18 protein-coding genes are annotated in these 23,803 nt (G+C 41.9%); 13 read left to right on the top strand and 5 right to left on the bottom strand.

Annotated elements, in window-relative coordinates:
• Positions 1 to 91 precede the first annotated feature (91 nt).
• The 5 genes from DW036_RS17725 to DW036_RS17705 all read left to right on the top strand — a co-directional run bounded on the left by DW036_RS17725 (position 92) and on the right by DW036_RS17705 (position 4,578).
• The gene (locus DW036_RS17725; protein ID WP_118465574.1) at positions 92 to 487 is read left to right on the top strand and encodes a hypothetical protein; all 396 of its coding nucleotides are present in this window, start codon (positions 92 to 94) and stop codon (positions 485 to 487) included.
• Between the two features lie 2 nt (positions 488 to 489).
• On the top strand, positions 490 to 1,782 hold the full coding sequence (locus DW036_RS17720) for a DUF3440 domain-containing protein (protein WP_118465573.1): 1,293 nt from the start codon (positions 490 to 492) through the stop codon (positions 1,780 to 1,782).
• Positions 1,779 to 2,312: a ParB/RepB/Spo0J family partition protein gene (locus tag DW036_RS17715; protein WP_118465572.1), complete on the top strand. Its 534-nt coding sequence runs from the start codon at positions 1,779 to 1,781 to the stop codon at positions 2,310 to 2,312. Before DW036_RS17720 ends, DW036_RS17715 begins: the two co-directional genes overlap by 4 nt.
• 163 nt (positions 2,313 to 2,475) lie before the next feature.
• Positions 2,476 to 3,420, top strand: coding sequence for a UDP-glucuronic acid decarboxylase family protein (locus DW036_RS17710; protein ID WP_118465571.1), 945 nt, complete (start codon positions 2,476 to 2,478; stop codon positions 3,418 to 3,420).
• A gap of 30 nt (positions 3,421 to 3,450) precedes the next feature.
• Positions 3,451 to 4,578, top strand: coding sequence for a response regulator (locus DW036_RS17705; RefSeq protein ID WP_118465570.1), 1,128 nt, complete (start codon positions 3,451 to 3,453; stop codon positions 4,576 to 4,578).
• Positions 4,579 to 4,631: 53 nt separating this feature from the next.
• On the opposite strand, the gene DW036_RS17700 is transcribed toward DW036_RS17705, so the two are convergent.
• The 3 genes from DW036_RS17700 to uvrB form a co-directional block, all read right to left on the bottom strand.
• Positions 4,632 to 7,529 (bottom strand): PD-(D/E)XK nuclease family protein, encoded by a 2,898-nt coding sequence (locus DW036_RS17700; RefSeq protein WP_118465569.1) that lies wholly within the window; start codon positions 7,527 to 7,529, stop codon positions 4,632 to 4,634.
• 13 nt (positions 7,530 to 7,542) lie between these two features.
• Positions 7,543 to 10,764, bottom strand: a complete 3,222-nt coding sequence (locus DW036_RS17695; protein ID WP_118465568.1) for an exodeoxyribonuclease V subunit beta — start codon at positions 10,762 to 10,764, stop codon at positions 7,543 to 7,545.
• 431 nt (positions 10,765 to 11,195) lie between these two features.
• Positions 11,196 to 13,244: an excinuclease ABC subunit UvrB gene (gene uvrB / locus DW036_RS17685; protein ID WP_118465567.1), complete on the bottom strand. Its 2,049-nt coding sequence runs from the start codon at positions 13,242 to 13,244 to the stop codon at positions 11,196 to 11,198.
• Between the two features lie 115 nt (positions 13,245 to 13,359).
• Between uvrB and DW036_RS17675 the strand changes: the two genes are divergently transcribed.
• From DW036_RS17675 to DW036_RS17655, 5 genes are all read left to right on the top strand, one after another.
• The gene (locus tag DW036_RS17675) at positions 13,360 to 14,658 is read left to right on the top strand and encodes a phenylacetate--CoA ligase family protein (RefSeq protein ID WP_118465566.1); all 1,299 of its coding nucleotides are present in this window, start codon (positions 13,360 to 13,362) and stop codon (positions 14,656 to 14,658) included.
• Between the two features lie 19 nt (positions 14,659 to 14,677).
• Positions 14,678 to 15,103: an amino acid-binding protein gene (locus DW036_RS17670; protein WP_007663046.1), complete on the top strand. Its 426-nt coding sequence runs from the start codon at positions 14,678 to 14,680 to the stop codon at positions 15,101 to 15,103.
• Positions 15,104 to 15,254: 151 nt separating this feature from the next.
• Positions 15,255 to 16,079, top strand: coding sequence for an outer membrane protein assembly factor BamD (locus DW036_RS17665; RefSeq protein WP_118465565.1), 825 nt, complete (start codon positions 15,255 to 15,257; stop codon positions 16,077 to 16,079).
• Between the two features lie 17 nt (positions 16,080 to 16,096).
• On the top strand, positions 16,097 to 16,432 hold the full coding sequence (locus DW036_RS17660) for a DNA-directed RNA polymerase subunit omega (RefSeq protein ID WP_022393490.1): 336 nt from the start codon (positions 16,097 to 16,099) through the stop codon (positions 16,430 to 16,432).
• 76 nt (positions 16,433 to 16,508) lie between these two features.
• Positions 16,509 to 16,967 carry a DUF4293 domain-containing protein gene (locus DW036_RS17655; RefSeq protein ID WP_118465564.1) on the top strand — a complete coding sequence of 153 codons (459 nt, stop codon included), beginning with the start codon at positions 16,509 to 16,511 and terminating at the stop codon, positions 16,965 to 16,967.
• Positions 16,968 to 17,045: 78 nt separating this feature from the next.
• On the opposite strand, the gene DW036_RS17650 is transcribed toward DW036_RS17655, so the two are convergent.
• Both DW036_RS17650 and DW036_RS17645 read right to left on the bottom strand, forming a co-directional pair.
• Positions 17,046 to 17,726: a porin family protein gene (locus DW036_RS17650; RefSeq protein ID WP_118465563.1), complete on the bottom strand. Its 681-nt coding sequence runs from the start codon at positions 17,724 to 17,726 to the stop codon at positions 17,046 to 17,048.
• A 27-nt stretch (positions 17,727 to 17,753) separates the two neighbouring features.
• Positions 17,754 to 19,532, bottom strand: a complete 1,779-nt coding sequence (locus DW036_RS17645) for a LysM domain-containing protein (protein WP_118465562.1) — start codon at positions 19,530 to 19,532, stop codon at positions 17,754 to 17,756.
• 56 nt (positions 19,533 to 19,588) lie between these two features.
• Here DW036_RS17645 and DW036_RS17640 point away from each other — a divergent pair, with 56 nt between their 5' ends.
• The 3 genes from DW036_RS17640 to ybaK are packed head-to-tail and all read left to right on the top strand — an operon-like array spanning position 19,589 to position 23,734.
• Entirely contained in the window at positions 19,589 to 20,422 is an 834-nt protein-coding gene (locus tag DW036_RS17640; protein WP_118465561.1) for a gliding motility-associated C-terminal domain-containing protein, read from the top strand.
• Positions 20,423 to 23,251, top strand: a complete 2,829-nt coding sequence (gene uvrA / locus DW036_RS17635) for an excinuclease ABC subunit UvrA (RefSeq protein ID WP_118465560.1) — start codon at positions 20,423 to 20,425, stop codon at positions 23,249 to 23,251.
• Between the two features lie 3 nt (positions 23,252 to 23,254).
• Entirely contained in the window at positions 23,255 to 23,734 is a 480-nt protein-coding gene (ybaK, locus tag DW036_RS17630; protein ID WP_118465559.1) for a Cys-tRNA(Pro) deacylase, read from the top strand.
• The last annotated feature ends 69 nt before the right edge of the window (positions 23,735 to 23,803 follow it).

The following is a 23,803-nucleotide window of genomic DNA, read 5'->3' as shown; positions in this document are numbered from 1 at the left end:
TCTTTATTGTCTCTATTCTTTTTTTATTTAATTTTGTCTGCACTATTTTATGTGGGAATTAAACTCAAACCATAATAAATAACAGATAGCTATGACACAAATAATAGAATTACAAGGTACGGAGAAACGGTTGTATCAACTTGTAGCTCCTTTAGTAATGAATCCGGAAGTCTTAAAACAGAACTATAATTATCCTTTCCGTACGTCGGAAAGTTTTGTGTGGTTTGTTGCAGTGGATGGAAAAGAAGTTGTAGGTTTTATACCGCTGGAATATAAAAAACGGGAAGCAGTTATTAATAACTATTATATAAGGAATAATAATGCAGAAGTATTAAAAGCTCTTTTGGAAAAGATCATAGCCAAAATGGATGAAGATAAACAATTGAGTTCAATTACATTTGTAGAGCATCAGGACATATTTAAGGAATTAGGCTTCTCAGTAGATAAAGAGTGGAAGCGCTATGTGAAAATGAATAAGGAGAATTAAAAATGGAGGAGGCTCAGAAGAATGTATATGAATTAGCACAAGAACGGCTACATATTATATTTAAGGAGTTTGATAACATCTGCGTGTCTTTTTCCGGAGGGAAAGATAGTGGTGTATTACTGAACTTGTGTATCGACTATATCCGGCGTAATAATCTCAAGCGGAAACTTTGTGTTTACCATATGGATTATGAAATCCAGTATAGCATGACAATTGATTATGTAGATCGTATTCTGGAAGCAAACAAGGATATTTTGGAAGTCTATCGGGTATGTGTGCCTTTTAAAGTCACCACTTGTACCTCTATGTATCAGAATTACTGGCGTCCCTGGGATCCGGAGATGGAAGAGATATGGGTGCGGCAGATGCCAAAGGGAAGTATGGACGTAAAGAGCTTTCCCTTTTATACCGATGCAATGTGGGACTATGAATTCCAAATGCACTTTGCCAAGTGGTTGCATGAAAAAAGAGATGCGGTTCGTTCTTGTTTTCTAATCGGGATTCGTACACAGGAGAGCTTCAATCGCTGGCGCAGTATTCATCTTGCGCGGAAATATCAAATGTATCACAGCTATCGTTGGACTTCTAAGATAGGAAACGATATTTTCAATGCATATCCTATATTCGATTGGAAAACGACGGATATCTGGGTAGCTAATGGAAAATTCGGATGGGATTATAATCATTTATATGATTTATATTATAAAGCTGGCGTTAACATTGAACGTCAACGTGTAGCAAGTCCATTTCTATGTGAAGCTCAGGAAAGTCTCCGGCTTTATAAAGTGATTGATCCTACTACCTGGGGTAAGATGGTGGGGCGTGTGAACGGGGTGAACTTTACTGGAATTTATGGCGGAACACATGCTATGGGATGGCAAACCGTTCGCTTGCCGAAAGGGTATACCTGGAAAGAATTTATGCAGTTCCTGCTTTCTACATTGCCTGAGAGTACCCGACGTAATTACTTGAAGAAATTGACCGTTAGCATTGAATTCTGGCGTACGAAAGGCGGATGCCTTAGTGAAGAGACCATTCAAAAGCTCAGGGATGCCGGTGTGTCGCTGGAAGTAGTGAATACTACTAATTACAAGACACATAAGAAACCTGTGAAGATGGACTATTTGGACGATATTGAAATTTCTGAATTTCGTGAGATTCCAACTTATAAGAGAATGTGTGTCTGTATCCTGAAAAACGATCATGCCTGCAAGTATATGGGGTTTGCCTTAAACAAAGAAGAAGCATACAAACGAGATAAAATAATGGAACAATTCAAAAATATGATGTTATGAGTGTAGATCAAAGTCCGGTATATGCTGTGAAAGCTGTACCTTTGGAAAAAATAGTGGCGAATGATTATAATCCCAACATCGTGGCGCCTCCTGAAATGAAACTATTGGAGCTTTCTATTTGGGAAGATGGTTTTACGATGCCTTGTGTATGTTACTACGATAATGAAAATGACCGTTATATATTGGTTGACGGATATCATCGTTATAGCGTATTGAGAAGTTCCAAACGTATTTATCAACGGGAAAATGGTTTGCTGCCTGTAGTGGTGATTGATAAAGAACTCTCTAACCGCATGGCGTCTACCATTCGGCATAACCGTGCGCGCGGTTCGCATAATATAGAGTTGATGTGCCACATTGTGGCTGAGCTGGATAAAGCAGGCATGTCCGATCAATGGATTATGAAAAATATTGGCATGGATCGGGATGAATTACTCCGTTTGAAGCAGATTTCCGGTTTGGCGGATTTGTTTTCGGACAAAAGTTTTAGTATTCCTAACCCGGTGGAAACACCGGTTCCCGAAGAATAAAATGCCCAAAATGGGCATTTTTGTTTCTATTATGTTCTTTTGTTATCCTTAACAAGTGAAATATCCTGTTACAAACTTGCATAAGTTAACCAAATCTCCTAATTTTGCCAACATAAACAAACGAACAGGTTACATGTGTCTTCGGACATTATAAAATTCTTACATGAAAAAAATATTGGTTAGCGGAGGTGCCGGGTTTATAGGGTCGCACTTATGCACAAGGTTAATAAATGAAGGGCATCATGTCATATGTCTGGATAACTTATTTACCGGTGTAGAAGCGAATATAGAGCATCTGAAGAACAATTCTCATTTTGAGTTTGTGAATCATGATGTGGAATTTCCCTATCTTGTTGAAGGTCTTGATGAAATTTACAATTTAGCTTGTCCTGCATCACCGATACATTACCAATATGACGCGATCAAAACGATTAAGACTTCCGTATTGGGAGCTATTAATATGTTGGGATTGGCGAAGAAGACAAATGCTAAGATTTTACAAGCTTCAACAAGTGAAGTATATGGTGATCCGGTAGTACATCCTCAGGTAGAAAGTTATTGGGGAAATGTGAATCCGATTGGCATCAGATCTTGTTATGATGAAGGAAAACGTTGTTCTGAGACTTTGTTTATGGATTATCATCGTCAAAACAATATTCGTATTAAAATAATTCGTATCTTTAACACGTATGGTCCACGGATGTTGCCGAATGATGGTAGAGTAGTTTCTAACTTTGTTGTTCAGGCACTGCAAAACCATGATATAACAATCTATGGGACAGGGGATCAGACTCGAAGCTTTCAGTATATTGATGACCTGATAGAAGGAATGGTGCGAATGATGGATACGGAGGATGAATTTATTGGCCCGGTAAACCTTGGAAATCCGAATGAATTTTCCATTCTTGAACTAGCTGAAAAAGTCATCCAATTAACAGGATCTAAATCGAGGTTGGTATTTAAGCCGCTTCCACATGATGATCCGAAACAGCGCCAACCAGATATTACGCTGGCAAAAAAGAAACTGAATTGGCAGCCAACAATTGAATTGGGAGATGGTTTGCAGAAGATAGTGGAATATTTTAAGGAATATCGTTATAGAAATTAATAGATAAATGGGAAAACAATATAGTATAAGATGAATATGGAAATAAATCCTTCTGAGTACAAGATTCTCATCGTTGACGATGTGATGTCCAACGTTTTATTGTTGAAGGTACTCTTAACAAATGAAAAATTTGCTATCGCTACGGCAAGTAACGGTCGGCAAGCATTGGAGCAGGTAGATAAGGAAAACCCGGATTTGGTGTTGCTGGACGTGATGATGCCGGACATGAGTGGTTTTGAGGTGGCACAGCATTTGAAAGCAAACCCTAAGACCGCAGATATTCCTATCATCTTCCTGACTGCGTTAAACAGCACGACGGATATTGTAAAAGGTTTCCAGGTGGGAGCGAATGACTTTATCTCCAAACCTTTCAATAAGGAAGAGCTGATTATTCGTGTAACCCATCAGATTTCGCTGGTAGCTGCCAAACGCATTATTTTGAATAAGACTGAAGAACTGCAACGTACCATTGCCGGACGTGATAAACTTTATTCGGTGATTGCTCATGATTTGCGTTCTCCTATGGGTTCTATCAAGATGGTGCTGAACATGCTGATACTGAATCTGCCGGCTGAGAAGATTGGTGATGAGATGTATGAGCTGTTGACAATGGCAAACCAGACGACAGAAGATGTATTCTCATTGCTGGATAACTTGCTGAAGTGGACGAAGAGCCAGATTGGTAAGTTGAATGTAGTATATCAGGATATTGATGTGGTAGAAGTTGTGGATGGAGTTATAGATATCTTTAATATGGTAGCTGGTCTGAAGAAGATTACAATCCGTGAAGAGAAACCGGAGAAACTGGCTGTATCCGCAGATATAGATATGCTGAAAACCGTGGTACGCAACTTGATAAGCAATGCTATTAAGTTCAGCAACGAAAATTCTGAAGTGTTGGTAAAACTGGAGGAAAAAGATGGTATGGCGGTAGTTAGTGTGCAAGATCACGGTTGTGGTATTGACGAAGAAGGACAAAAGAAACTGTTGCATACAGATACACACTTCAGTACCTTCGGTACAAACAATGAAGAAGGTTCCGGTTTGGGATTACTTTTGTGTCAAGACTTTGTTGTGAAGAATGGTGGTAAGCTGTGGTTTACTTCCCAAAAAGGCGAAGGTTCTATATTCAGCTTCTCACTTCCGTTGAAAAAGTAAATATTGTATTAAAGACAGACCGTCTGTTTCATGCAAACAGACGGTCTGTCTTTTTATCGCCTGCATAGCTCTCTGAAATCACAGAACTCACATTTCTTGGTATCTTCAGTTTGGGTGAAAGCTTCTTCCGGATTGTATATTTCTTGCAAAAGAGTTTGCAGACGTTCACGAAATTCATCTTCATAGAAAGCAAAGTTGTTGACCGGTATCTTGGGTTGGCGTGCTTCTCCCATTTCAATAACAGGGGAATACGTCTCTGACGCTGCACGATGAATATAAAGTAGGGAAGGGGCTACCTTCAATGACTGCTTGCGGCACATAATAGAAGCATACAAGAAAGTCTGGAAAATGTAATTCGGACGTCCGTCGGCGGGTGTGAATAGTTGCTTGATATTTTCGGGTGTCTTTGGGCTACCTCCGGTTTTATAGTCTACTATACGCAAAGTGTCATCTTTGCTATCTATACGGTCAATGGTACCACCGATGTTCAATGCTAACTTTCCTTGCGGAGTTTCTATTTCTATAATTTCCGTTACCTTCTTTTCCATGCCTTCCATAAAGAAAGGTGCATATTGCAGATCGTTGCGCAGTAGTTGGCGGAGATAAGATGTGATTACTTTTGCATTGATAAGCTGCGTACCGTTATATTCCGGCTTTTCGGTGAGGGCTACGTGGAAGAACTCCTCTTTAAAAGCGGTATCTACATAGTTCTGCAATTTTATATCATTGCGCAATACTTGTTCCAAATCATCTTTTCGAATTTCTTTTCCGTTTGCAGTCAAATCTTTATAGACTAATTCGGCTGCACGGTGGAAAATTGTACCAAACAGAGCAGAGTCTATTTCAGCGCTTACTTCATCGGGAGCCTTTAAACCAGTTACATAGCGGTAATAGAATTTCAATCTGCAATCCAGATAGGTATTAAGTGCTGAAGGTGAAAATAAGGATCGCGGATGACGGTTTACATCATATCTTTCGTACATTCTTGTTATGATTTCCGGTGTTTTCTCAACGCGAATTTCTCTGCCACTTTGGGGAGATTGTCCGGCTTCAAGGTATTCTCGTGAGATGGTGTGCGGAGATTCAACAAGGAATTGCAACATGAAACGAGACATTTCTCCGCGATTCAATCCTTCCGAAGCAGTATTATATAATAAGGTGACATTTTCGGCACGTTGTATCAGGCGGTAGAAGTAATACGCATATACGGCATTCTTATGTTCGATAGTAGTCATGCCGAAAGCTTTCCTCAGATTGTATGGAATAAAGGAAGAATCACCACCTGCTTTGGGTAGCTGCCCTTCGTTGAGAGAAAGCATAATAAGATTACGAAAGTCGAGATTACGTGTTTCCAATACTCCCATCACTTGCATACCAATAGCAGGCTCGCCATGGAAAGGAATGTTTGAAGTGGCAAGTAATCGGCAGAGCAGACGTCTCAATGTGTCAATTTGTATATTCAATTCTCCATTGTCAATCAGGTTTAGCAGACGGTTGATGAGAGTATAACTTTTAAATAGAGACTCCCGATAAAGTTGGTTGAAGATATCATCTGTTTTTTGTTCTTGCCGATAGAGGACAGCAACTTCGCGTAACATCTCCGTGAGATATTGACAAAGGGCTGAAATACCCGTTTTAGGCGTGAATATTTGTTCCAAAAAAGTATCTTGCTTTAGCTCGGAAGGTAAAGGGAAGAATCGGTTGTCTCTCGTTAATTGTTTCTCTAAACCTTCTGCAGAAGTGGAGAGCTGACGTGTATAAGGATGCTTCAGTACAGACTGTACAGCTTCGTATTGATAGCGTCCCGTATCTCTGCGATAACCTGTAGTCTGTAATTCGATGAGTGCACTGACGAAACTGTATACGGGTGTTTGTGCCAAAGGAAATCCCATCGTTATATTTACATTCTTTACTTCAGATGGAATGGAATGAAGTACAGGTAGCAGAAGTGCTTCGTTACAAAGAACTACTGCATTTTCTTTCTCTTTCACAGGAGTCTCCGGTAGGTCTCTTCTCGTTACGGAACGTATCCATTCCGGTAGATAACGTGCTTGTGCATTCTCAGTCGGAGCAGAGATGAAACGTACATTTTTAGGTTTCCGCAATGTATCAAAAACAGCTTCCGACAATTCGTTGGGGAATATTTTCAGATTACGAAGAATGAATTCTCCTGCCTCGTGTGTGTAGGGAGGTGTATTTTCACGGGGCAGGCGGGTGTAGAAGACATCATAATCCCAATAAAATAATGCTTTTCCGGCCTCGCGCAAGCGTTCAAAGAACTTGGTTTCCACTTTGTTTAATACGTTGAAACCAACAAAAACGTAATGCTCATATTTTAGTTTATCCGGCTTTAATTCCTCCATTACATAGCGGTACATCATGCCTTCGTAAGCAATGCCAAGTTCTGCAAGATTGTGGCGGTAATGGTGATAGATATCGCCTAATTTATCCCATAAAGAAATGAATTTCTCCTTAAGCTGTGTCCGGCGTTCGATAGAGAAATTTTGGAAAAACTGACGAATGGCTTCTTCCTGTTCGGAATCGAGGAAGTCGTAATCGTCCATTATATTTTTTAAATCCTGCAGGTTAGAGAATATCCGGTCAGCATCTACAAGATTCTTGTCCACGTCGTCGAAATCACTGATAAGTAATTCTCCCCAGAAGTAGAAATCATCGAGTGTTTCTTCGCTGCGGGTTTCTTCACGGAAGACTTTATAGAGTTCGCATACCAACCGGATAGGGTCTCCGGATTTCCACGGGGAGAGTTGCCGGAACAGTTCGCTGATACTGACATAGGCAGGCGACCATATAGGGCGGTCGCTTTGCATTGCCAGATGTTCGTTGAAGAACAGGCTGGCACGTTTATTGGGGAAAACAATGGCTACTCTTGAAAGATCGTTTCCTATCTTTTGGTAAAGGTCTTGGGCTACTAATTGGAGAAATGTTTGCATACTAACGTTGTATCTATACTTTTTCTATTAAATCTTCTTCCACATACCAAAGGTATCCTTCTATGTTTTCTTTCAGATACCCCATGCGAGTGAGCAATTGCATATATCCTTGCACTTGCTTATTATACTTTTTATTTTGTTTTCCGAATTTGAAATCTATAACGACGATCTCATTGCCGCGCATCATTACACGGTCGGGTCGGCGGGTACGTAGTTCACCTCTTTCCTGCCAGATGATGTCACATTCATTGAACAGGTACCAGCTCCCCGAATACCAGTCTTGAACTTGAGGAAGCGAGAATGCATGATGGGTCAGTTCCCGAATTCTCTCTTCTGTTTCGGGTTTTCCGATAATACCTTCAAAGACGAGTTGGTCAATAGCATTATCAATATCTTCCTCTGTTTCAATGGCTGAGAAAAGGGTATGTAAAAGCCGCCCCCGGTTTATGAAGCGATTGTCGGATTCTTCTTCATCAACTCCCTGGATAAAGTCCGTAGAACGGTTCGACTGTCGGAATTCTATATCATGCCTCATGCTTTCCATGTGTACCGGGAGTTTGTCAGGCTTTTGTGCAAGGCGGTTGGCAGAAGCTTTACGGGCTTCGGGTAGACGGTCATCTGTTTCTGTGTACTTTGATGGACAGAGTTCTCCACTCTCATAAGGTTCTTCTTCATTCCAGTTTTCATCACCTTCCCGAGCGGCTACTTGTGGCAGAGCATTTGCCAATAATTCCGACATGGTACCTTTTTGTCCTTTCTTGCACCAGAAAATTAGATTCTTTCCGGCACGGGTAAAAGCTACATAAAGTAGGTTCAGATTATCCACCCAGAGTTGCAGGCGTTCATCCAGATAATTTTGCCGATATACAGATTCTGCCATGGTAGAGGAATAATTTACCGGAACGATGTCGAGTGTACTGAATGGTGCTTCCGTAGGTGAACACCATATCAACTGATTATTAGTTTCATTCTCGAGCTTCCAGTCACAGAAAGGAATGAGAACGGTATGAAATTCCAGTCCTTTTGATTTATGAATGGAAAGGATGCGGATGCCGTCCATTTCTCCACTGGGGATAGTCTTATTACATAATGTCTCGTTCCAGTAGCGTATAAATGCGTCCAGGTCCGAAGAATTATTTTGAAGGTATTCAGTGACAGCATCGAAGAAGGAAAAAAGATAAGCATCCTGCTCTTCAATCCGTTTCATTTCAAACAGGCTGAATAATTCTTCCAACAATTCGTAAAGTGGCATTAACCGGAGAGTTTCCATACCAGTGACGAATGCTTCGGGCAGTGCTTCTTCAGGTTTCGTTGTCAATAAGCTGTCCCAGTCGCTTCCCTGTTTTTTGATTCCTAATTCATAGTTCATCATGAGTGATGCACATGCTACTTTGTCTTCCGGATTGGATAAGTAGCGTAAGGCATCTATCAACATACAGATGGCCTGTGAAGCATCCAGTCGGAATGCCTCGTCCGAGACGACAGACAGGTGCATGGTCTTGTCAAAATAGTCAGCAATGGGAGGGATGTTTTTATTTTTGCGTACCAGAATGGTGATATCGTTTAGCTTCACGCCTGCTTCCAGTAACCGTTGCACTTCTTCTCCTAACGAGATAATGGTGAGTTCTGTATAGTCATGCTCTTCGTCCGGTTCCAGAAAGGTCGCTTTAATGTATCCTTTAGCTTCCGTTCGTGGCGATTCCTGGGCAACATCTGCATAAGCCCGTTGCAGGGGATGACAGTCTTCTTGCAGCTCTTTCAGGTGGAGTATATTTAGATATTCCACAGCTGCGGTAAATAAGTTATTATTGAAGCGGATGACATTCGTTTCACTTCGACGGTTGGTCTTTAGTGTTTCTACACGTACCGGAAAAGGGAAAGAAGCATCTTTTGTACCCAGCGCGTTCAATATCCCCCAGTCGCCGTTTCGCCAGCGATAGATAGATTGTTTTACATCTCCCACGATCAAACTGTCCGCTCCTTGTGAAAGACCTTCAAGTAGTAGAATTTTGAAGTTATCCCATTGCATCCGGCTGGTGTCCTGAAATTCATCGATCATTACGTTTCGTATATTGGCACCGATTTTTTCGAATACGAAAGAAGAATCCCCATCCCGTACCAAATTATGGAGCAGTGCATTCGTATCTGATAGTAGGAAGCGGTTATGTTCCCGGTTCAGCTCACGCACTTCTTCGTCAATATGGGCAAGTAACTGTAATTTATTCAAGTGTTGCAGGGACAGTCGGCAACTATTTACGATCTTGTTGTTTCTTGGTCTGAAAGTTTCAGCATCCTGTAATAACGGGAGCAAGCTTGTTTCGGCCAGACGAATAATATCGTTTTTCTGCGCAGATGTTTTGGTAGTCCAGTTTTTTGCATCATCCAGACTGTTCTTCAGTGTGGCATTCACTGTATCTTTATCTGATAAACGCCCATCCCGCAGTTTGCGAAAATAGCTGCCTATACCTCGTGCCCCACCTTTCAGATCTTCTGGTATGAGGGCATGTGCTTCCAGTTCGCCAATGAATTGGTCGTAGAAACCTTTCATTTGTTCCAGGGCTTCCGTTTCCATTTCCCTCAGTTCGTTGCGGTATAGCTTGATAGTATTGGGATCTTTTAGTTGTTGGCGGAGTCCTTCACCTTGTTCTATATAACCTTCATCGAAGATATTCCAGCCAAAGCGTTTGATTTCATTGGATACATTCCAGCGTTTATCATCGGCAATGCGCTCGTTGATATAGTCCAGTAGCCAGGCCAGTACGGGAGAGGATGGAGTTAGTTTTTCTATCAGGCTATCCACGGCATCACTCAGAACTTCGGTATTATTCAGTTCGATATTGAGGTTAGGGCTTAGTTCCAGTTCGCGTGCCAGATTACGCATCACGGATTGGAAAAAAGAGTCGATGGTTTCCACCCGGAAACGACTGTAATCGTGCAACATGTACTGTAAGGCGGTTCCGGCTGCCAGGCGGATATCGTCTTCAGGCAGATTCTTCCGTTGTAAGTCTTCTCGGATACGGTTCAGGTAGGGGGAGGATGCCGGGTCGCTTACCCAGATTCCGTAAAGTTGTTGCAGGATGCGCTCTTTCATCTCTGCTGTGGCTTTATTGGTGAAGGTTACGGCAAGTATTTGCCGGTAGGCCCTTGGGTTGAGTATCAAGTGTTTGATGTACTCTACTGCGAGCGTAAATGTCTTTCCAGAACCGGCTGAAGCTTTATATACTAATAATTCCATGTAAACTTACGAGATTGAACTTTGGTACAAACATACGCAAAAAGCATGAATTAGAGGGTATGTCTATGGCAATTCTATCTGTTAATTTTGATTCAAACGAGGGGTATGGATATAAAAAAAGGAGTACCGCTGTACTCCAACCTTTGTTAACCTTAAATCTAATACTATGAAAAACACACTGCAAAGATACGGACTTTTGGAATACTTGCAAATTATCCAAAAGAAAAAGTATGTTTAATAACATTTATTAGCCAAAATGGTTTCTTATTCTATTTATTTTAAGAAAAGGTGCAGTTTCTTTCATCTTCTACCTACCAACTCCGTATCAACGCCGTACCAAGTCCGTACCAAGTCCAAGCGTATAGATACGGAGTAAATACGGACCTGACACGGTTCGGATAAGTGGGAAGAGAGAAAGCAATACTGATATGCTATGCTTTCTCTTTCAACAGATCTTCCATTTTCAGCAATTCGTCACGATATTGTGCTGCTTCGATGAAGTCGAGCTTCTTGGCAGCCTCCTGCATGAGTTTTCTGGTACGTTCGATACTCTTTTCCAGTTGTGGGCGAGACATGTATTGCACAATAGGATCGGCAGCAATACTGGCGGAACTTTCTTGCTCGACATAAGGACGGGGAGTAGTTGTTCCTTTTTCGGTAAAGCTATTTTCCAATGCAGTATTGGGTGCAAATACATTGAGGTTCTTCGCCTTTTTGATTTGTTGGGGAGTGATACCATGTTCCTCATTATATTTTAGCTGCTTTTCACGGCGACGGTTGGTTTCGTCAATTGTCAATTGCATGCTTTCTGTGATACGGTCGGCATACATGATAACCATACCGTTTACATTTCGGGCAGCACGTCCGGCAGTCTGCGTCAGTGAGCGGTGTGAGCGTAGGAAACCTTCCTTGTCTGCATCAAGAATTGCCACGAGTGAGACCTCCGGCAGGTCTAATCCTTCACGCAACAGGTTGACACCAATAAGCACATCGTATAACCCTTCACGCAAATCGCTCATAATCTTTACGCGTTCCAATGTATCTACATCGCTATGGATATAGTTACACTTCACATTGTTATTCAGCAGGAATTCCGTCAACTCTTCTGCCATGCGCTTAGTAAGTGTAGTGACCAGCGTACGTTCGTTCTTTTCGATGCGAATCTGGATTTCCTCCATGAGGTCGTCTATTTGATTGTTACTGGGACGTACTTCGATAATCGGATCCAGCAAGCCGGTAGGGCGAATAACCTGTTCCACAACAATACCTTCCGACTGAATCAATTCATAATTGGCAGGTGTGGCACTTACATAAATTACTTGTTTTGCCATCTCCTCAAACTCCTCAAATTTCAACGGACGATTGTCCATGGCAGCCGGAAGGCGGAAACCATATTCTACAAGGTTGATTTTACGGGCACGGTCACCACCATACATGGCACGTATTTGAGGGACGCTCACATGACTTTCATCTATAACGATTAGAAAGTCTTCTGGGAAGAAGTCCAATAAACAATAGGGACGACTACCGGCACTACGACCGTCAAAGTAGCGCGAATAGTTTTCAATGCCAGAGCAATGACCTAATTCGCGTATCATTTCCATATCATATGTTACCCGTTCCTGGAGGCGCTTTGCTTCAAAGGGGCGTCCTTCGCTTTCAAACCATTGCACTTGTTTATGCAGATCATCTTCTATCTCATGGATAGCCCGCAGGGTGGCCTCTTTGGAAGTCATGAAGAGGTTGGCTGGATATATTTTGTATGCGTCGAAACGAGCGATGGTCACACCGCTTATCGGATCGACTTCTTCGATACTGTCTACTTCATCTCCCCAGAAAATAATGCGCAGCAGATTATCTGCATAAGCCAGATAGATGTCTACCGTATCTCCCTTCACACGGAAGTTACCGCGGTTCAGATCAATATCATTGCGCACATAGAGGCTGTCTACCAGACGGCGCAGGAAAACATTCCGGCTGAATGCCTTTCCTTGTTGTACTTCTATCACATTCTCATAGAAATCTGACGGATTCCCCATACCGTATATACAAGATACAGAAGACACTACCACCACATCTTTCCGACCTGAGAGTAAGGAAGAGGTGGCTGCAAGCCGCAGTTTGTCTATCTCATCATTGATGGCAAGGTCTTTTTCTATATAGGTATCCGAAGACGGTAGATAAGCTTCGGGTTGGTAATAATCGTAATAAGAAACGTAATACTCTACAGCATTATTGGGGAAGAAAGCTTTAAACTCACTGTAAAGCTGTGCTGCCAATGTTTTGTTATGGCTCAATATTAACGTTGGTTTATTGATATTGGCAATCACATTGGCTATGGTGAACGTCTTTCCCGAACCGGTGACACCAAGTAATGTTTGTGCAGGAACTCCTTGGAGTACGCCCTCAGTGAGCTCTGCAATAGCTTCCGGCTGATCTCCGGTTGGCTTATAGGCGGATGTTAATTCAAATTTATTCATTTTCTCTCCTTATGGACGGCAATATTCGGGAAAATACTTGAGATAAACAAAATTTTTTTATTCCTTTGCAGGAAATAAGAATTAATAATAACCATCAATGTAATACAACAAAGACATGATTTGGAATGAAAGCATCGAATGTATGGATCGTGAAAGCCTTCGCAAAATCCAGAGCATTCGCCTTAGAAAGATCGTGGAGCATGTTTATCACAACACTCCTTTCTACCGTAAGAAAATGCAGGAACTGGGAATTACCCCGGACGATATTAACAGTATAGACGACATCGTAAAACTTCCTTTTACTACAAAATACGACCTACGCGATAATTATCCTTTCGGACTTTGCGCTGTACCTATGAGTCAGATCGTACGTATCCATGCCTCGTCTGGTACAACAGGAAAACCTACTGTAGTGGGATATACCCGTAAGGACTTGTCTTCCTGGACAGAATGCCTTTCGCGTGCGTTTACAGCTTATGGTGCGGATAGTTCCGACTTTTTCCATGTAGCTTACGGATATGGCTTGTTTACCGGTGGTCTGGGTGCACATGCAGGTGCGGAGAACATCGGTGCTTCCGTTATTCCGATGTCGAGCGGTAACACTGAAAAGCAGATTACTTTGATGCATGATTTCGGTTCTACGGTGCTTTGCTGTACGCCTTCGTATGCACTTTATCTGGCGGATGCTATTAAAGACTCCGGTCTTCCACGCGAAGAGTTCAGGTTGAAGATTGGTGCTTTTGGTGCAGAACCTTGGACAGAGAACATGCGTAATGAAATTGAAGAAAAATTAGGTATAAAAGCCTATGACATATATGGATTAAGTGAAATAGCCGGTCCTGGTGTGGGGTATGAGTGTGAATGTCAGCATGGCACTCACCTTAATGAAGACCATTATTTTCCTGAAATCATCAATCCGAATACATTGGAACCTGTGGCTCCGGGTGAAACGGGTGAACTGGTCTTTACGCATCTGACTAAAGAGGGTATGCCTTTGTTGCGTTATCGCACCAAGGACCTAACCGCTCTGCATTATGACAAATGTACTTGTGGACGTACGCTTGTTCGTATGGATCGTATCCTCGGTCGTAGTGATGATATGCTTATTATTCGTGGAGTCAATGTATTCCCGACTCAGATAGAATCTGTTATCCTTGAAATGCAGGAATTTGAGCCGCATTACCTTCTGATTGTAGACCGTAAGAACAATACCGATACTATGGAATTGCAGGTTGAAGTGCGCCCGGAATACTATTCGGATGAAATTAACAAGATGCTGGCATTAAAGAAGAAAGTGGCAGCTCGCCTGCAAAGTGTGCTTGGACTGGGAGTAGATGTACGTCTGGTAGAACCTCGCAGTATTGAACGCAGTGTTGGTAAGGCTAAACGGGTTATCGATAAACGTAAACTGTAATACTTAAAACCTAATCATTATGGTAGCAAAACAACTTTCTATTTTCCTTGAAAACAAGTCTGGCCGTCTGACCGAAGTGACTGAAGTGCTTGCGAAAGAAGGTGTCAATCTTTCCGCTCTCTGTATTGCCGAGAATGCTGATTTCGGTATTCTTCGTGGCATTGTATCTGAACCGGATAAGGCATATAAAGCTTTGAAAGATAATCATTTTGCAGTGAATGTAACGGATGTGGTAGGCATTAGTTGTCCCAATATTCCGGGCTCATTGTCAAAAGTCTTGCGCTTCTTGTCCGATGAAGGTGTTTTCATCGAATACATGTATTCGTTTGCTAATGGTAACACCGCTAATGTTATCATCCGTCCCAATGACATGGAGAACTGCATCCGTGTGCTGACTGAAAAGAAAGTGGACCTGCTTGCAGCAAGTGATTTGTATAAATTATAATGACCGTTATTTTCGACCGTTCATTATCCCGTTTTGTCGTGAATAGACGGGCGTTTGTCGGTCAATGTCTGGTTTTTGAAAAATTAAGGTTCGTATCGTTGCTTTATTCGATGCGAACCTTTATCTTTGCACATTATTTGAAAAGCTAAGAATGAAGAAGAATATCTTAATAACTTTGCTTGCAGCAATATTGTTCTCCTCGTGTGGAGAGTACAATAAACTGTTAAAAAGCACCGATTATGAATATAAGTATGAGGCGGCAAAGAACTACTTCGCAAAAGGGCAGTACAATCGTGCTGCAACATTGCTTAATGAGTTAATTGCTATCCTCAAGGGTACAGACAAAGCAGAAGAATCCCTCTACATGCTGGGTATGAGCTATTATAACCAGAAAGACTACCAAACGGCAGCTCAGAGTTTTGTCCAATATTATAATGTGTATCCTCGTGGTACGTTTGCCGAATTGGCACGTTTTCATGCAGGTAAGGCATTGTATCTGGATACCCCGGAACCTCGTCTCGACCAGTCTGGTACTTACAGTGCTATTCAGCAGTTGCAGATGTTCATGGAGTACTTCCCACAGAGTTCAAAGAAAGATGAAGCTCAGGACATGATATTCAAATTGCAGGATAAGTTGGTGATGAAAGAGTATCTTTCAGCCAAAATGTATTACAATTTGGGTAACTATTTGGGAAATAACTATCAGTCTTGTGTGATTACTGCACAAAATGCTTTGAAGGATTATCCTTATACGAATCTTCGCGAAGATCTGTCTATCCTTATTCTGCGTGCCAAATTTGAAATGGCCATATATAGTGTGGAAGATAAGAGAGCAGAGCGTTATCGTGAAACGGTGGATGAATATTATGCTTTCAAGAATGAGTTTCCTGAAAGTAAATATATGAAGGAGGCCGAGAGAATCTTTAAGGATTCCGAGAAGATGTTGAATGAGGATAAGCAAACAGATATAGGATAATATTAATTTAGATATTTATGGATTATAAGAAGACTAATGCTCCTGGCACCACGGTTACCCGTGACATGATGGAGTTGTGTGCAGATACCGGTAACGTGTATGAAACCGTAGCTATTATAGGTAAGCGTTCGAATCAGATCAGTGTAGAGATCAAGAATGATCTTTCTAAGAAACTGGCAGAGTTTGCTTCCTATAATGACAATCTGGAAGAAGTGTTCGAGAACCGGGAGCAGATTGAAATTTCACGCTATTATGAGAAGTTGCCGAAGCCGACGTTGATCGCAACGCAAGAGTACGTTGAAGGTAAGATCTACTATCGTAACCCGGCTAAGGAAAAAGAAAAATTACAGTAAATGAAATTACTACGGAGGTGTGTTCAAGTAAAGTTTGCTTGGACACACCTCTGTTGTTTTAATAAGGAAAAGAACAATGATACAACGTATTCAATCTATTTATTTATTGATAGTGACAGGTTTGCTGATAGCAGCCATGTGTTTGCCTGTAGGACAGTTTATTGCTTCAGATGGAGTAACTGCATATGTTTTTAAGCCGTTGGGTGTGACGCTGACGGATGATGCTTTCCAGTCTACATGGGGCTTATTCGGAATCTTGTTTTTAAGCACAGTCGTGGCATTTTGTACCATCTTCCTCTTTCGTAACCGAATGTTGCAGGTTCGTATGACGGTATTCAATAGTATCTTATTAATCGGATATTATGCAGCATTTTTTGTGTTTATGTTTATGCTGAAAGATGATTTGGATGCAATGACTTTCCAGTTAGGTTGGGCTCTTTGCCTTCCTGCTATTTCTATCATTTTAAATTATCTGTCTTTCCGTGCTATCTATCGTGATGAGGTAATGGTTAAAGCAGCTGACCGATTGAGATAAAAAGAGGTCAAATAAAAGAAAGCGTCCCGGGACTTCTATATAAAAGTCCCGGGACGCTTTCTTTTATCTATCTTGGAATTATTTCTTGAGATCGAATAGGTAAGTTATCTTAGCCACTATAGTGCCATGTGCCGAACGTGAGAAATAGTCTTTCTTGGTACTCTTATAAAAGTCGGATAAGGCATAATAGTATCTTCCTTCTACAAGGAAATTTCCGGCTTTAGTACGTAGCTCCAGTCCTGCACCACCCGTAATACCATAATCGAATTTATTCTCCACATCTTTATCATGTTGTTCCGGGGTTGTGAAATTTTTCCACGCATCGTTTTTCTTTCTGGTATCGCTAATAAAGAAGCCTATTTGTGGGCCTGCATGGATGAAAAATTGTACTCCACGGTCTTTACCAAAAGCCAAATGTGCCAGAAGCGGGATTTCTACATAATTCATTGTACGTGTATATTCCAGTTCTGGGTGGTCTTCATCAAATTCGCTCCAACCATGCTGTGAGAAATTTAATTCCACTTGTGCGCCACAAATCATACTGAAATACTTTTCGGAGATATAGCGTGCTGTCAGACCGCCATTGATGCCCATCAGGTTTTTTTGTCGGACAGTAGGAGAGAAGCTGACGCTATTGATATTGATACCGCCGTTGAAACCTACTGCTAAGTTATGGCGTTGTTCGCCTATCTGTGCACGGCCGGGCAAAGCCCATATGGTAAGTAGCAGGATGGCTCCTATAATGCTTTTTATCTTCATTGTCTTTGAGTTTAAAAACTTCTGTTATCAATCATAATCCAATTTCACCAATTCGTAATTTTTGGTGAAGCGTACAAAGAATACTTTCTTGTTGATGAAGCCACCCCAATTGTTTACGCGTTGGAACTTGAATCCGGTTTGAATAGGCACCAGATCCATGAGTTGCATATTTTTCTCTAACTCGGAACCATAGCGTGACAAACCTTTCAGGAAGAAATAACCGGTATCAAAGCCTAACATTCCATATTTGGGGTAACGCTCATCCATCTCTTTACCATACCATCTGCGGTAGTTCTTGGTGAAGCTGATAGCCGCAGGTAGCAAATTGTTGGTATAGAATGATGAATAGAAGTAAGTATCCAGTTCAAAGAATGTTTCCAAATGATCCTTGGTGTAAGTTTGCCATTCCGGATAACCGAACAGATGGATGTTACTTTCCGGATTCTCACGAACCAATAGGGTGAGTTGAGGTAGTATTTTTATCAGAGTCACATTGCTTCCCGATGTAGGGATGAATATATTTTCCCGATCGGGACGCAGTACCGTTTTCAGGGATTCTACCGTTGCATCCTCTTTCAGAGATTTCATTGGAATAGAGCGATTCTTCAGTTCGTCCTTTAGTCCTTTGATAAATTCGGCTTTATCTTTTGTGCCTGTACTGGCCTCTATAAAGATGACATTGGCATTCGGGAATTGACGAACGAAGTGGTCGTATACTTCTGAGTAAAGATATGACTGGGGAGTGTTAATCTGATAGATGGTAGGGTTGCGGAATACACTATTGTCTTTGGATGAAAACGGTACCACCAGGCGGATATCATTCTTTTGGGCAAAGTCTGCCAGCGGTTTGATTTGTTGTGGATAAAACGGGCCGAAGATAATATCCATATCCTTCATCTCCTTCTTAGAGAGGATTGGACTTAGAGAAGCATTCTCAGGGCCGGAATTATAAGCGTACAAATCAATAGAAACTCCGCTGCGTTTCAAGCTATCTACTGCCATGAGGAAGCCTTCATAATATTCTATCACACGAGCAGCCTCACTCTTGGAAACATCCAAGAAAGGAAGAATTAGGGCAGCTTTAATCGTGCTGAAACGTTCTGTTGCTTTCTTGTTCTCACTGAATAATTGGGTATCACTGGGCACTATCTGCGGTTGGGTAGGCTTCTCTACTTGTGCAGTAGGATAAGGAATACAGAGAAAAGTACCTTTCTTTATTTGATTTTCGCCTTTCAGTTCCGGGTTGGCTGCTATCAGTTCTGCTTCGGAAATACCATACTCGCGACTGATACTGTAGACTGTTTCTTTCCGTTTAACTTTGTGCATATCCCGGCAACGAGATTGTACAGGTCCTTGAATCAAGGGAATTGCAGGCTCATTAACGGGTTCTGTAGTAACTATGCTTACTTCGCTGGCAGAAGGTATGCGTATTACCTGTCCGATGCGAAAATTCTCGGCACTCAGTCCGGGATTGGCATCACAAATGGCTTTGGCAGACACACCGTACTTGACGGTTAGCCGATAGAGCGTTTCACCTTGTGCTATGGTGTGAAAGGTCTCTGTCTGAGTGTTGGCAGCCGTACGTGGAATGCGTAAAGTGCGTCCTACAAATATTTTTTCATCGCTTCCTGGATTCAACTTCACGATGTCCGACTGTGTGACACCATACATACTGGATATGGAATAAAGGCTTTGCCCTTTTTCAATGGTATGCAAAAAATATGACTGGTTCTCTTGTGCAATTGCTCCGAGACTGCATGCACCGGCGAGCAACAGGGAGCAGAAAATCCGGTTAATCGTTCTCATTCGATATCGTTGGTTTACGTTTACAATTTCCCAAAGTAGCTGCAAAGGTAAGGATTTTGCCTAAATTTAACGAAAGGAATGCGTTAAGAAATAATATTGTGCATTTTAAAACTGAAAAATCTTATGTATCCGCTGATATTAGCTGGGAAACCGTTATTTTTGCAGGTATTATGCGATGCGGATTGTTTTCATATATCGGTTGTGTGGCGATACTGTTGTTCGGGTATTTACCGGTGTGGGCTGACGGGGGAAGGACAGGACTCTTAGAAGTGTCTCCCGTGGCTATTTTGCTTTCCGAAAACGGAGCAGCTCCGGAAGAGAACGTTTCTATCTCTCCGGATGATACCTATACGGGGGCCGCTCCTCTTGAATTTCGTTTTATGTGGAGAGATGAAGACTCCGGGGAGCCGTCGGATGAGACTGCAAACTTCCGTTATGAATGGAACTTCTCTCGCGACGCAGCTTTCAATGATATTTTCCTGACGCGCTTTGATGCTGAAACTATTTATAGTTTTCAGGAGTCCGGTATGTTTTATGTCCGTCTGATTATAACGGATATTGAGACGGAAGAAACGAATACTTCCGGTACTTTCATGATCCGCATTACCGAATCGGAGCTTAAAGTGCCGAATGCTTTTTCGCCTAATGGCGACGGAGTGAATGATGTGTTTCGCGTAAAGCATAAGTCGCTGGTTCGCTTCAATGCGTATGTTTTCAATCGTTGGGGACAGGAACTTTACCGCTGGGGATTGCAGAATATTGATGCGGGATGGGATGGTACTGCGCATGGAAAGAATGTTCCCGAAGGTGTTTATTTTATAGTGATAGAAGCGGAGGGAGCAGATGGAGTTGATTACAAGATTAAAAGTGATATTAATATATTAAGATAAATGACAGAAGAAACAGAATACATCAATGTATATGGTGCGCGCGTGCACAATCTAAAAAATATCGATGCGGAAATTCCCCGTAACAGTCTTACCGTTATTACGGGACTGAGCGGAAGCGGCAAGTCGTCGTTGGCATTCGACACGATTTTTGCCGAAGGACAGCGTCGGTATATCGAAACCTTTTCTGCGTATGCCCGCAATTTCTTGGGAAATCTGGAGCGTCCCGATGTCGATAAGATTACGGGATTGAGTCCGGTAATTTCTATTGAACAAAAAACGACGAATAAGAATCCCCGTTCTACAGTCGGTACTACGACGGAAATTTATGATTATTTGCGTCTGCTTTATGCCCGTGCCGGTATAGCTTATTCTTATCTTTCGGGTGAAAGAATGGTGAAGTACACTGAAGAGCAAATTCTCGATCTTATTCTGAAAGATTATAAGGGCAAGAAGATTTATATTCTCGCCCCACTGGTGCGTACACGTAAAGGACATTATAAGGAATTGTTCGAGCAAGTACGTAAAAAAGGATATCTCTATGTACGTGTGGACGGTGAAGTACGTGAGGCGCTGCCCGGCATGAAACTGGATCGTTATAAAAACCATGATATCGAGGTAGTTATCGATAAACTGATTGTGACGGACAAGGATGATGTTCGTCTGAAAAACAGTGTGGCTACTGCTATGCAGCAAGGTGACGGCTTGTTGATGATACTTGATTTGCAATCCGAAAATGTTCGTCACTATAGTAAGCGGTTGATGTGCCCTGTTACCGGATTGTCCTACCGTGAGCCGGCACCCCATAATTTCTCATTCAACTCTCCGCAAGGTGCTTGCCCTAAATGCAAAGGATTGGGGGTTGTGAATCAGATTGATGTGGAAAAGGTTATTCCCGACCGGGAACTTTCTATATACGAAGGAGCTGTCATTCCATTGGGTAAGTATAAAAATAGCATGATTTTCTGGCAGATTGCCGCTCTATTGGAGAAATATGAAGCTACCCTGAAAACTCCTGTTAAGGAATTGCCGGATGAAGCCATTGATGAAATCCTCTATGGCTCGGATGAGCGTATTAAGATTAAAAGCTCTCTTATCGGTACTTCTTCCGATTATTTTGTAACGTTTGAGGGAGTAGTGAAGTATATTCAGATGTTACAGGAAAAGGATGCTTCCGCCACTGCGCAAAAGTGGGCGGAACAGTTTGCTAAAACTACTGTATGCCCTGAATGTAAAGGGGCGAGATTGAATAAAGAAGCCCTTCATTTTCGTATCCATGATAAGAATATCTATGAACTGTCTTGTATGGATATCAATGAGCTTTACGACTGGCTGATGAATGTCGATCAGTATCTGGATAATAAGCAGAAACAAATTGCTGTTGAAATATTGAAAGAAATCCGTACCCGTCTGAAATTCCTGTTGGATGTCGGATTGGATTACCTTGCTCTTGACCGTGGCTCTGTAACCCTTTCCGGCGGTGAGAGTCAGCGTATCCGTTTGGCTACTCAAATCGGTTCGCAATTGGTGAATGTACTCTATATTCTTGATGAGCCGAGTATTGGCTTGCATCAGCGGGATAATCAGCGGCTAATTCATTCTCTGAAAGAGCTGCGGGATATCGGTAACTCTGTCATTGTTGTGGAGCATGATAAGGATATGATGATGGCAGCCGATTATGTGATTGATATGGGCCCGAAAGCCGGACGCTTGGGTGGTGAGGTTGTTTTTGCAGGAACTCCAAAGGAAATGTTAGAGACGCATACGCTGACATCACAATATCTTAATGGTGAACGTGAGATAGAAATACCCCAAAAACGTCGTGAAGGTAATGGACATAGCCTTTGGCTGCGTGGTGCACGGGGGAATAACCTGAAAGGGGTGGATGTGGAATTTCCTCTTGGTAAGTTGATCTGTGTCACTGGTGTATCTGGTAGCGGAAAATCTACGCTTATCAACGAAACATTGCAACCTATTCTTTCGCAGAAGTTCTATCGCTCGCTTCAGGATCCTCTGGAATATGATAGCATTGAAGGATTGGAAAACATAGATAAGGTGGTAAATGTGGACCAGTCTCCGTTGGGGCGTACACCGCGTTCTAATCCGGCCACATATACGGGAGTCTTTTCTGATATTCGTAATTTGTTTGTAGGCTTACCGGAAGCCAAGATACGCGGTTATAAACCGGGGCGCTTCTCCTTTAATGTGAGTGGCGGACGTTGTGAAGCGTGTCAGGGAAATGGCTACAAAACAATTGAAATGAACTTCCTGCCCGATGTGTATGTACCCTGTGAAGTCTGCCATGGCAAACGCTATAATCGTGAGACATTGGAAGTGCGCTTCAAAGGAAAATCTATTGCTGATGTACTGGATATGACCATTAACCGTGCAGTGGAGTTCTTTGAAAATGTGCCGCAGATTCTGAATAAGATTAAGGTGATACAGGAAGTCGGTTTGGGATATATAAAGTTAGGACAATCTTCCACCACACTTTCCGGTGGTGAAAGCCAACGTGTGAAATTGGCTACGGAACTTTCCAAGCGAGATACAGGAAAAACCCTTTATATCCTTGATGAGCCTACTACCGGACTTCACTTCGAAGACATTCGTGTACTGATGAATGTACTTAATAAACTGGTGGACAAAGGTAACACAGTGATTGTCATCGAGCACAATCTGGATGTTATCAAGATGGCTGATTATATCATCGATATGGGTCCTGACGGTGGTAAGGGTGGGGGGCAACTCCTCAGTTGCGGCACACCGGAAGAAGTGGCGAAAAGTAAGAAGGGATATACTCCTAAATTCCTGAAAGAAGAATTGAAAGGATAAATTATGAAAATCAATAAAACAAATGCAGCAAGGCTTTTGGACAAAGCCCAAATTGCATACGAACTGATTCCCTATGAAGTGGATGAAAATGATTTGAGTGCTATTCATGTGGCTGATAGCTTGGGGGAGAATATCGAGCAGGTATTCAAAACTCTTGTACTGCATGGTGACAAGAATGGTCATTTTGTTTGCGTCATTCCTGGCGAACATGAAGTGGACCTGAAGCTGGCTGCTAAGGCTTCCGGTAATAAGAAGTGTGATCTTATTCCGATGAAAGAATTACTTCCTTTGACGGGATATATTCGTGGTGGATGTACTCCTATCGGCATGAAGAAACCTTTTCCTACATACATTCATGAATCTTGCCTCAATTATCCTTATATCTACATAAGTGCAGGTCAGCGTGGCCTGCAGCTTAAACTTGATCCAAATGATTTAATTAAGGAGGTTCATGCTGAAGTTTGCATCCTTTTTCATGACTAATTTCACTTTTTTACAGGTTATTTCAGCAAAATGTATATATTTGCATTTAATAAACGAAAATCAATCTAA

Source organism: Bacteroides sp. AF39-11AC, assembly GCF_003474285.1.
GTDB lineage: Bacteria > Bacteroidota > Bacteroidia > Bacteroidales > Bacteroidaceae > Bacteroides.
Note: the sequence above shows the minus strand (reverse complement) of the source record. Positions and strands in the feature narration are given on the sequence as shown.

Coding starts and splice junctions, on each gene's coding strand:
- DW036_RS17700 (WP_118465569.1), bottom strand. CDS start 7,529: ATGCAAACATTTCTCCAATTAGTAGCCCAAGACCTTTACCAAAAGATA.
- DW036_RS17675 (WP_118465566.1), top strand. CDS start 13,360: ATGATTTGGAATGAAAGCATCGAATGTATGGATCGTGAAAGCCTTCGC.
- uvrA (WP_118465560.1), top strand. CDS start 20,423: ATGACAGAAGAAACAGAATACATCAATGTATATGGTGCGCGCGTGCAC.
- ybaK (WP_118465559.1), top strand. CDS start 23,255: ATGAAAATCAATAAAACAAATGCAGCAAGGCTTTTGGACAAAGCCCAA.
- DW036_RS17715 (WP_118465572.1), top strand. CDS start 1,779: ATGAGTGTAGATCAAAGTCCGGTATATGCTGTGAAAGCTGTACCTTTG.
- DW036_RS17665 (WP_118465565.1), top strand. CDS start 15,255: ATGAAGAAGAATATCTTAATAACTTTGCTTGCAGCAATATTGTTCTCC.
- DW036_RS17705 (WP_118465570.1), top strand. CDS start 3,451: ATGAATATGGAAATAAATCCTTCTGAGTACAAGATTCTCATCGTTGAC.
- DW036_RS17645 (WP_118465562.1), bottom strand. CDS start 19,532: ATGAGAACGATTAACCGGATTTTCTGCTCCCTGTTGCTCGCCGGTGCA.
- DW036_RS17725 (WP_118465574.1), top strand. CDS start 92: ATGACACAAATAATAGAATTACAAGGTACGGAGAAACGGTTGTATCAA.
- DW036_RS17720 (WP_118465573.1), top strand. CDS start 490: ATGGAGGAGGCTCAGAAGAATGTATATGAATTAGCACAAGAACGGCTA.
- DW036_RS17695 (WP_118465568.1), bottom strand. CDS start 10,764: ATGGAATTATTAGTATATAAAGCTTCAGCCGGTTCTGGAAAGACATTT.
- DW036_RS17710 (WP_118465571.1), top strand. CDS start 2,476: ATGAAAAAAATATTGGTTAGCGGAGGTGCCGGGTTTATAGGGTCGCAC.
- DW036_RS17660 (WP_022393490.1), top strand. CDS start 16,097: ATGGATTATAAGAAGACTAATGCTCCTGGCACCACGGTTACCCGTGAC.
- DW036_RS17670 (WP_007663046.1), top strand. CDS start 14,678: ATGGTAGCAAAACAACTTTCTATTTTCCTTGAAAACAAGTCTGGCCGT.
- DW036_RS17655 (WP_118465564.1), top strand. CDS start 16,509: ATGATACAACGTATTCAATCTATTTATTTATTGATAGTGACAGGTTTG.
- DW036_RS17650 (WP_118465563.1), bottom strand. CDS start 17,726: ATGAAGATAAAAAGCATTATAGGAGCCATCCTGCTACTTACCATATGG.
- uvrB (WP_118465567.1), bottom strand. CDS start 13,244: ATGAATAAATTTGAATTAACATCCGCCTATAAGCCAACCGGAGATCAG.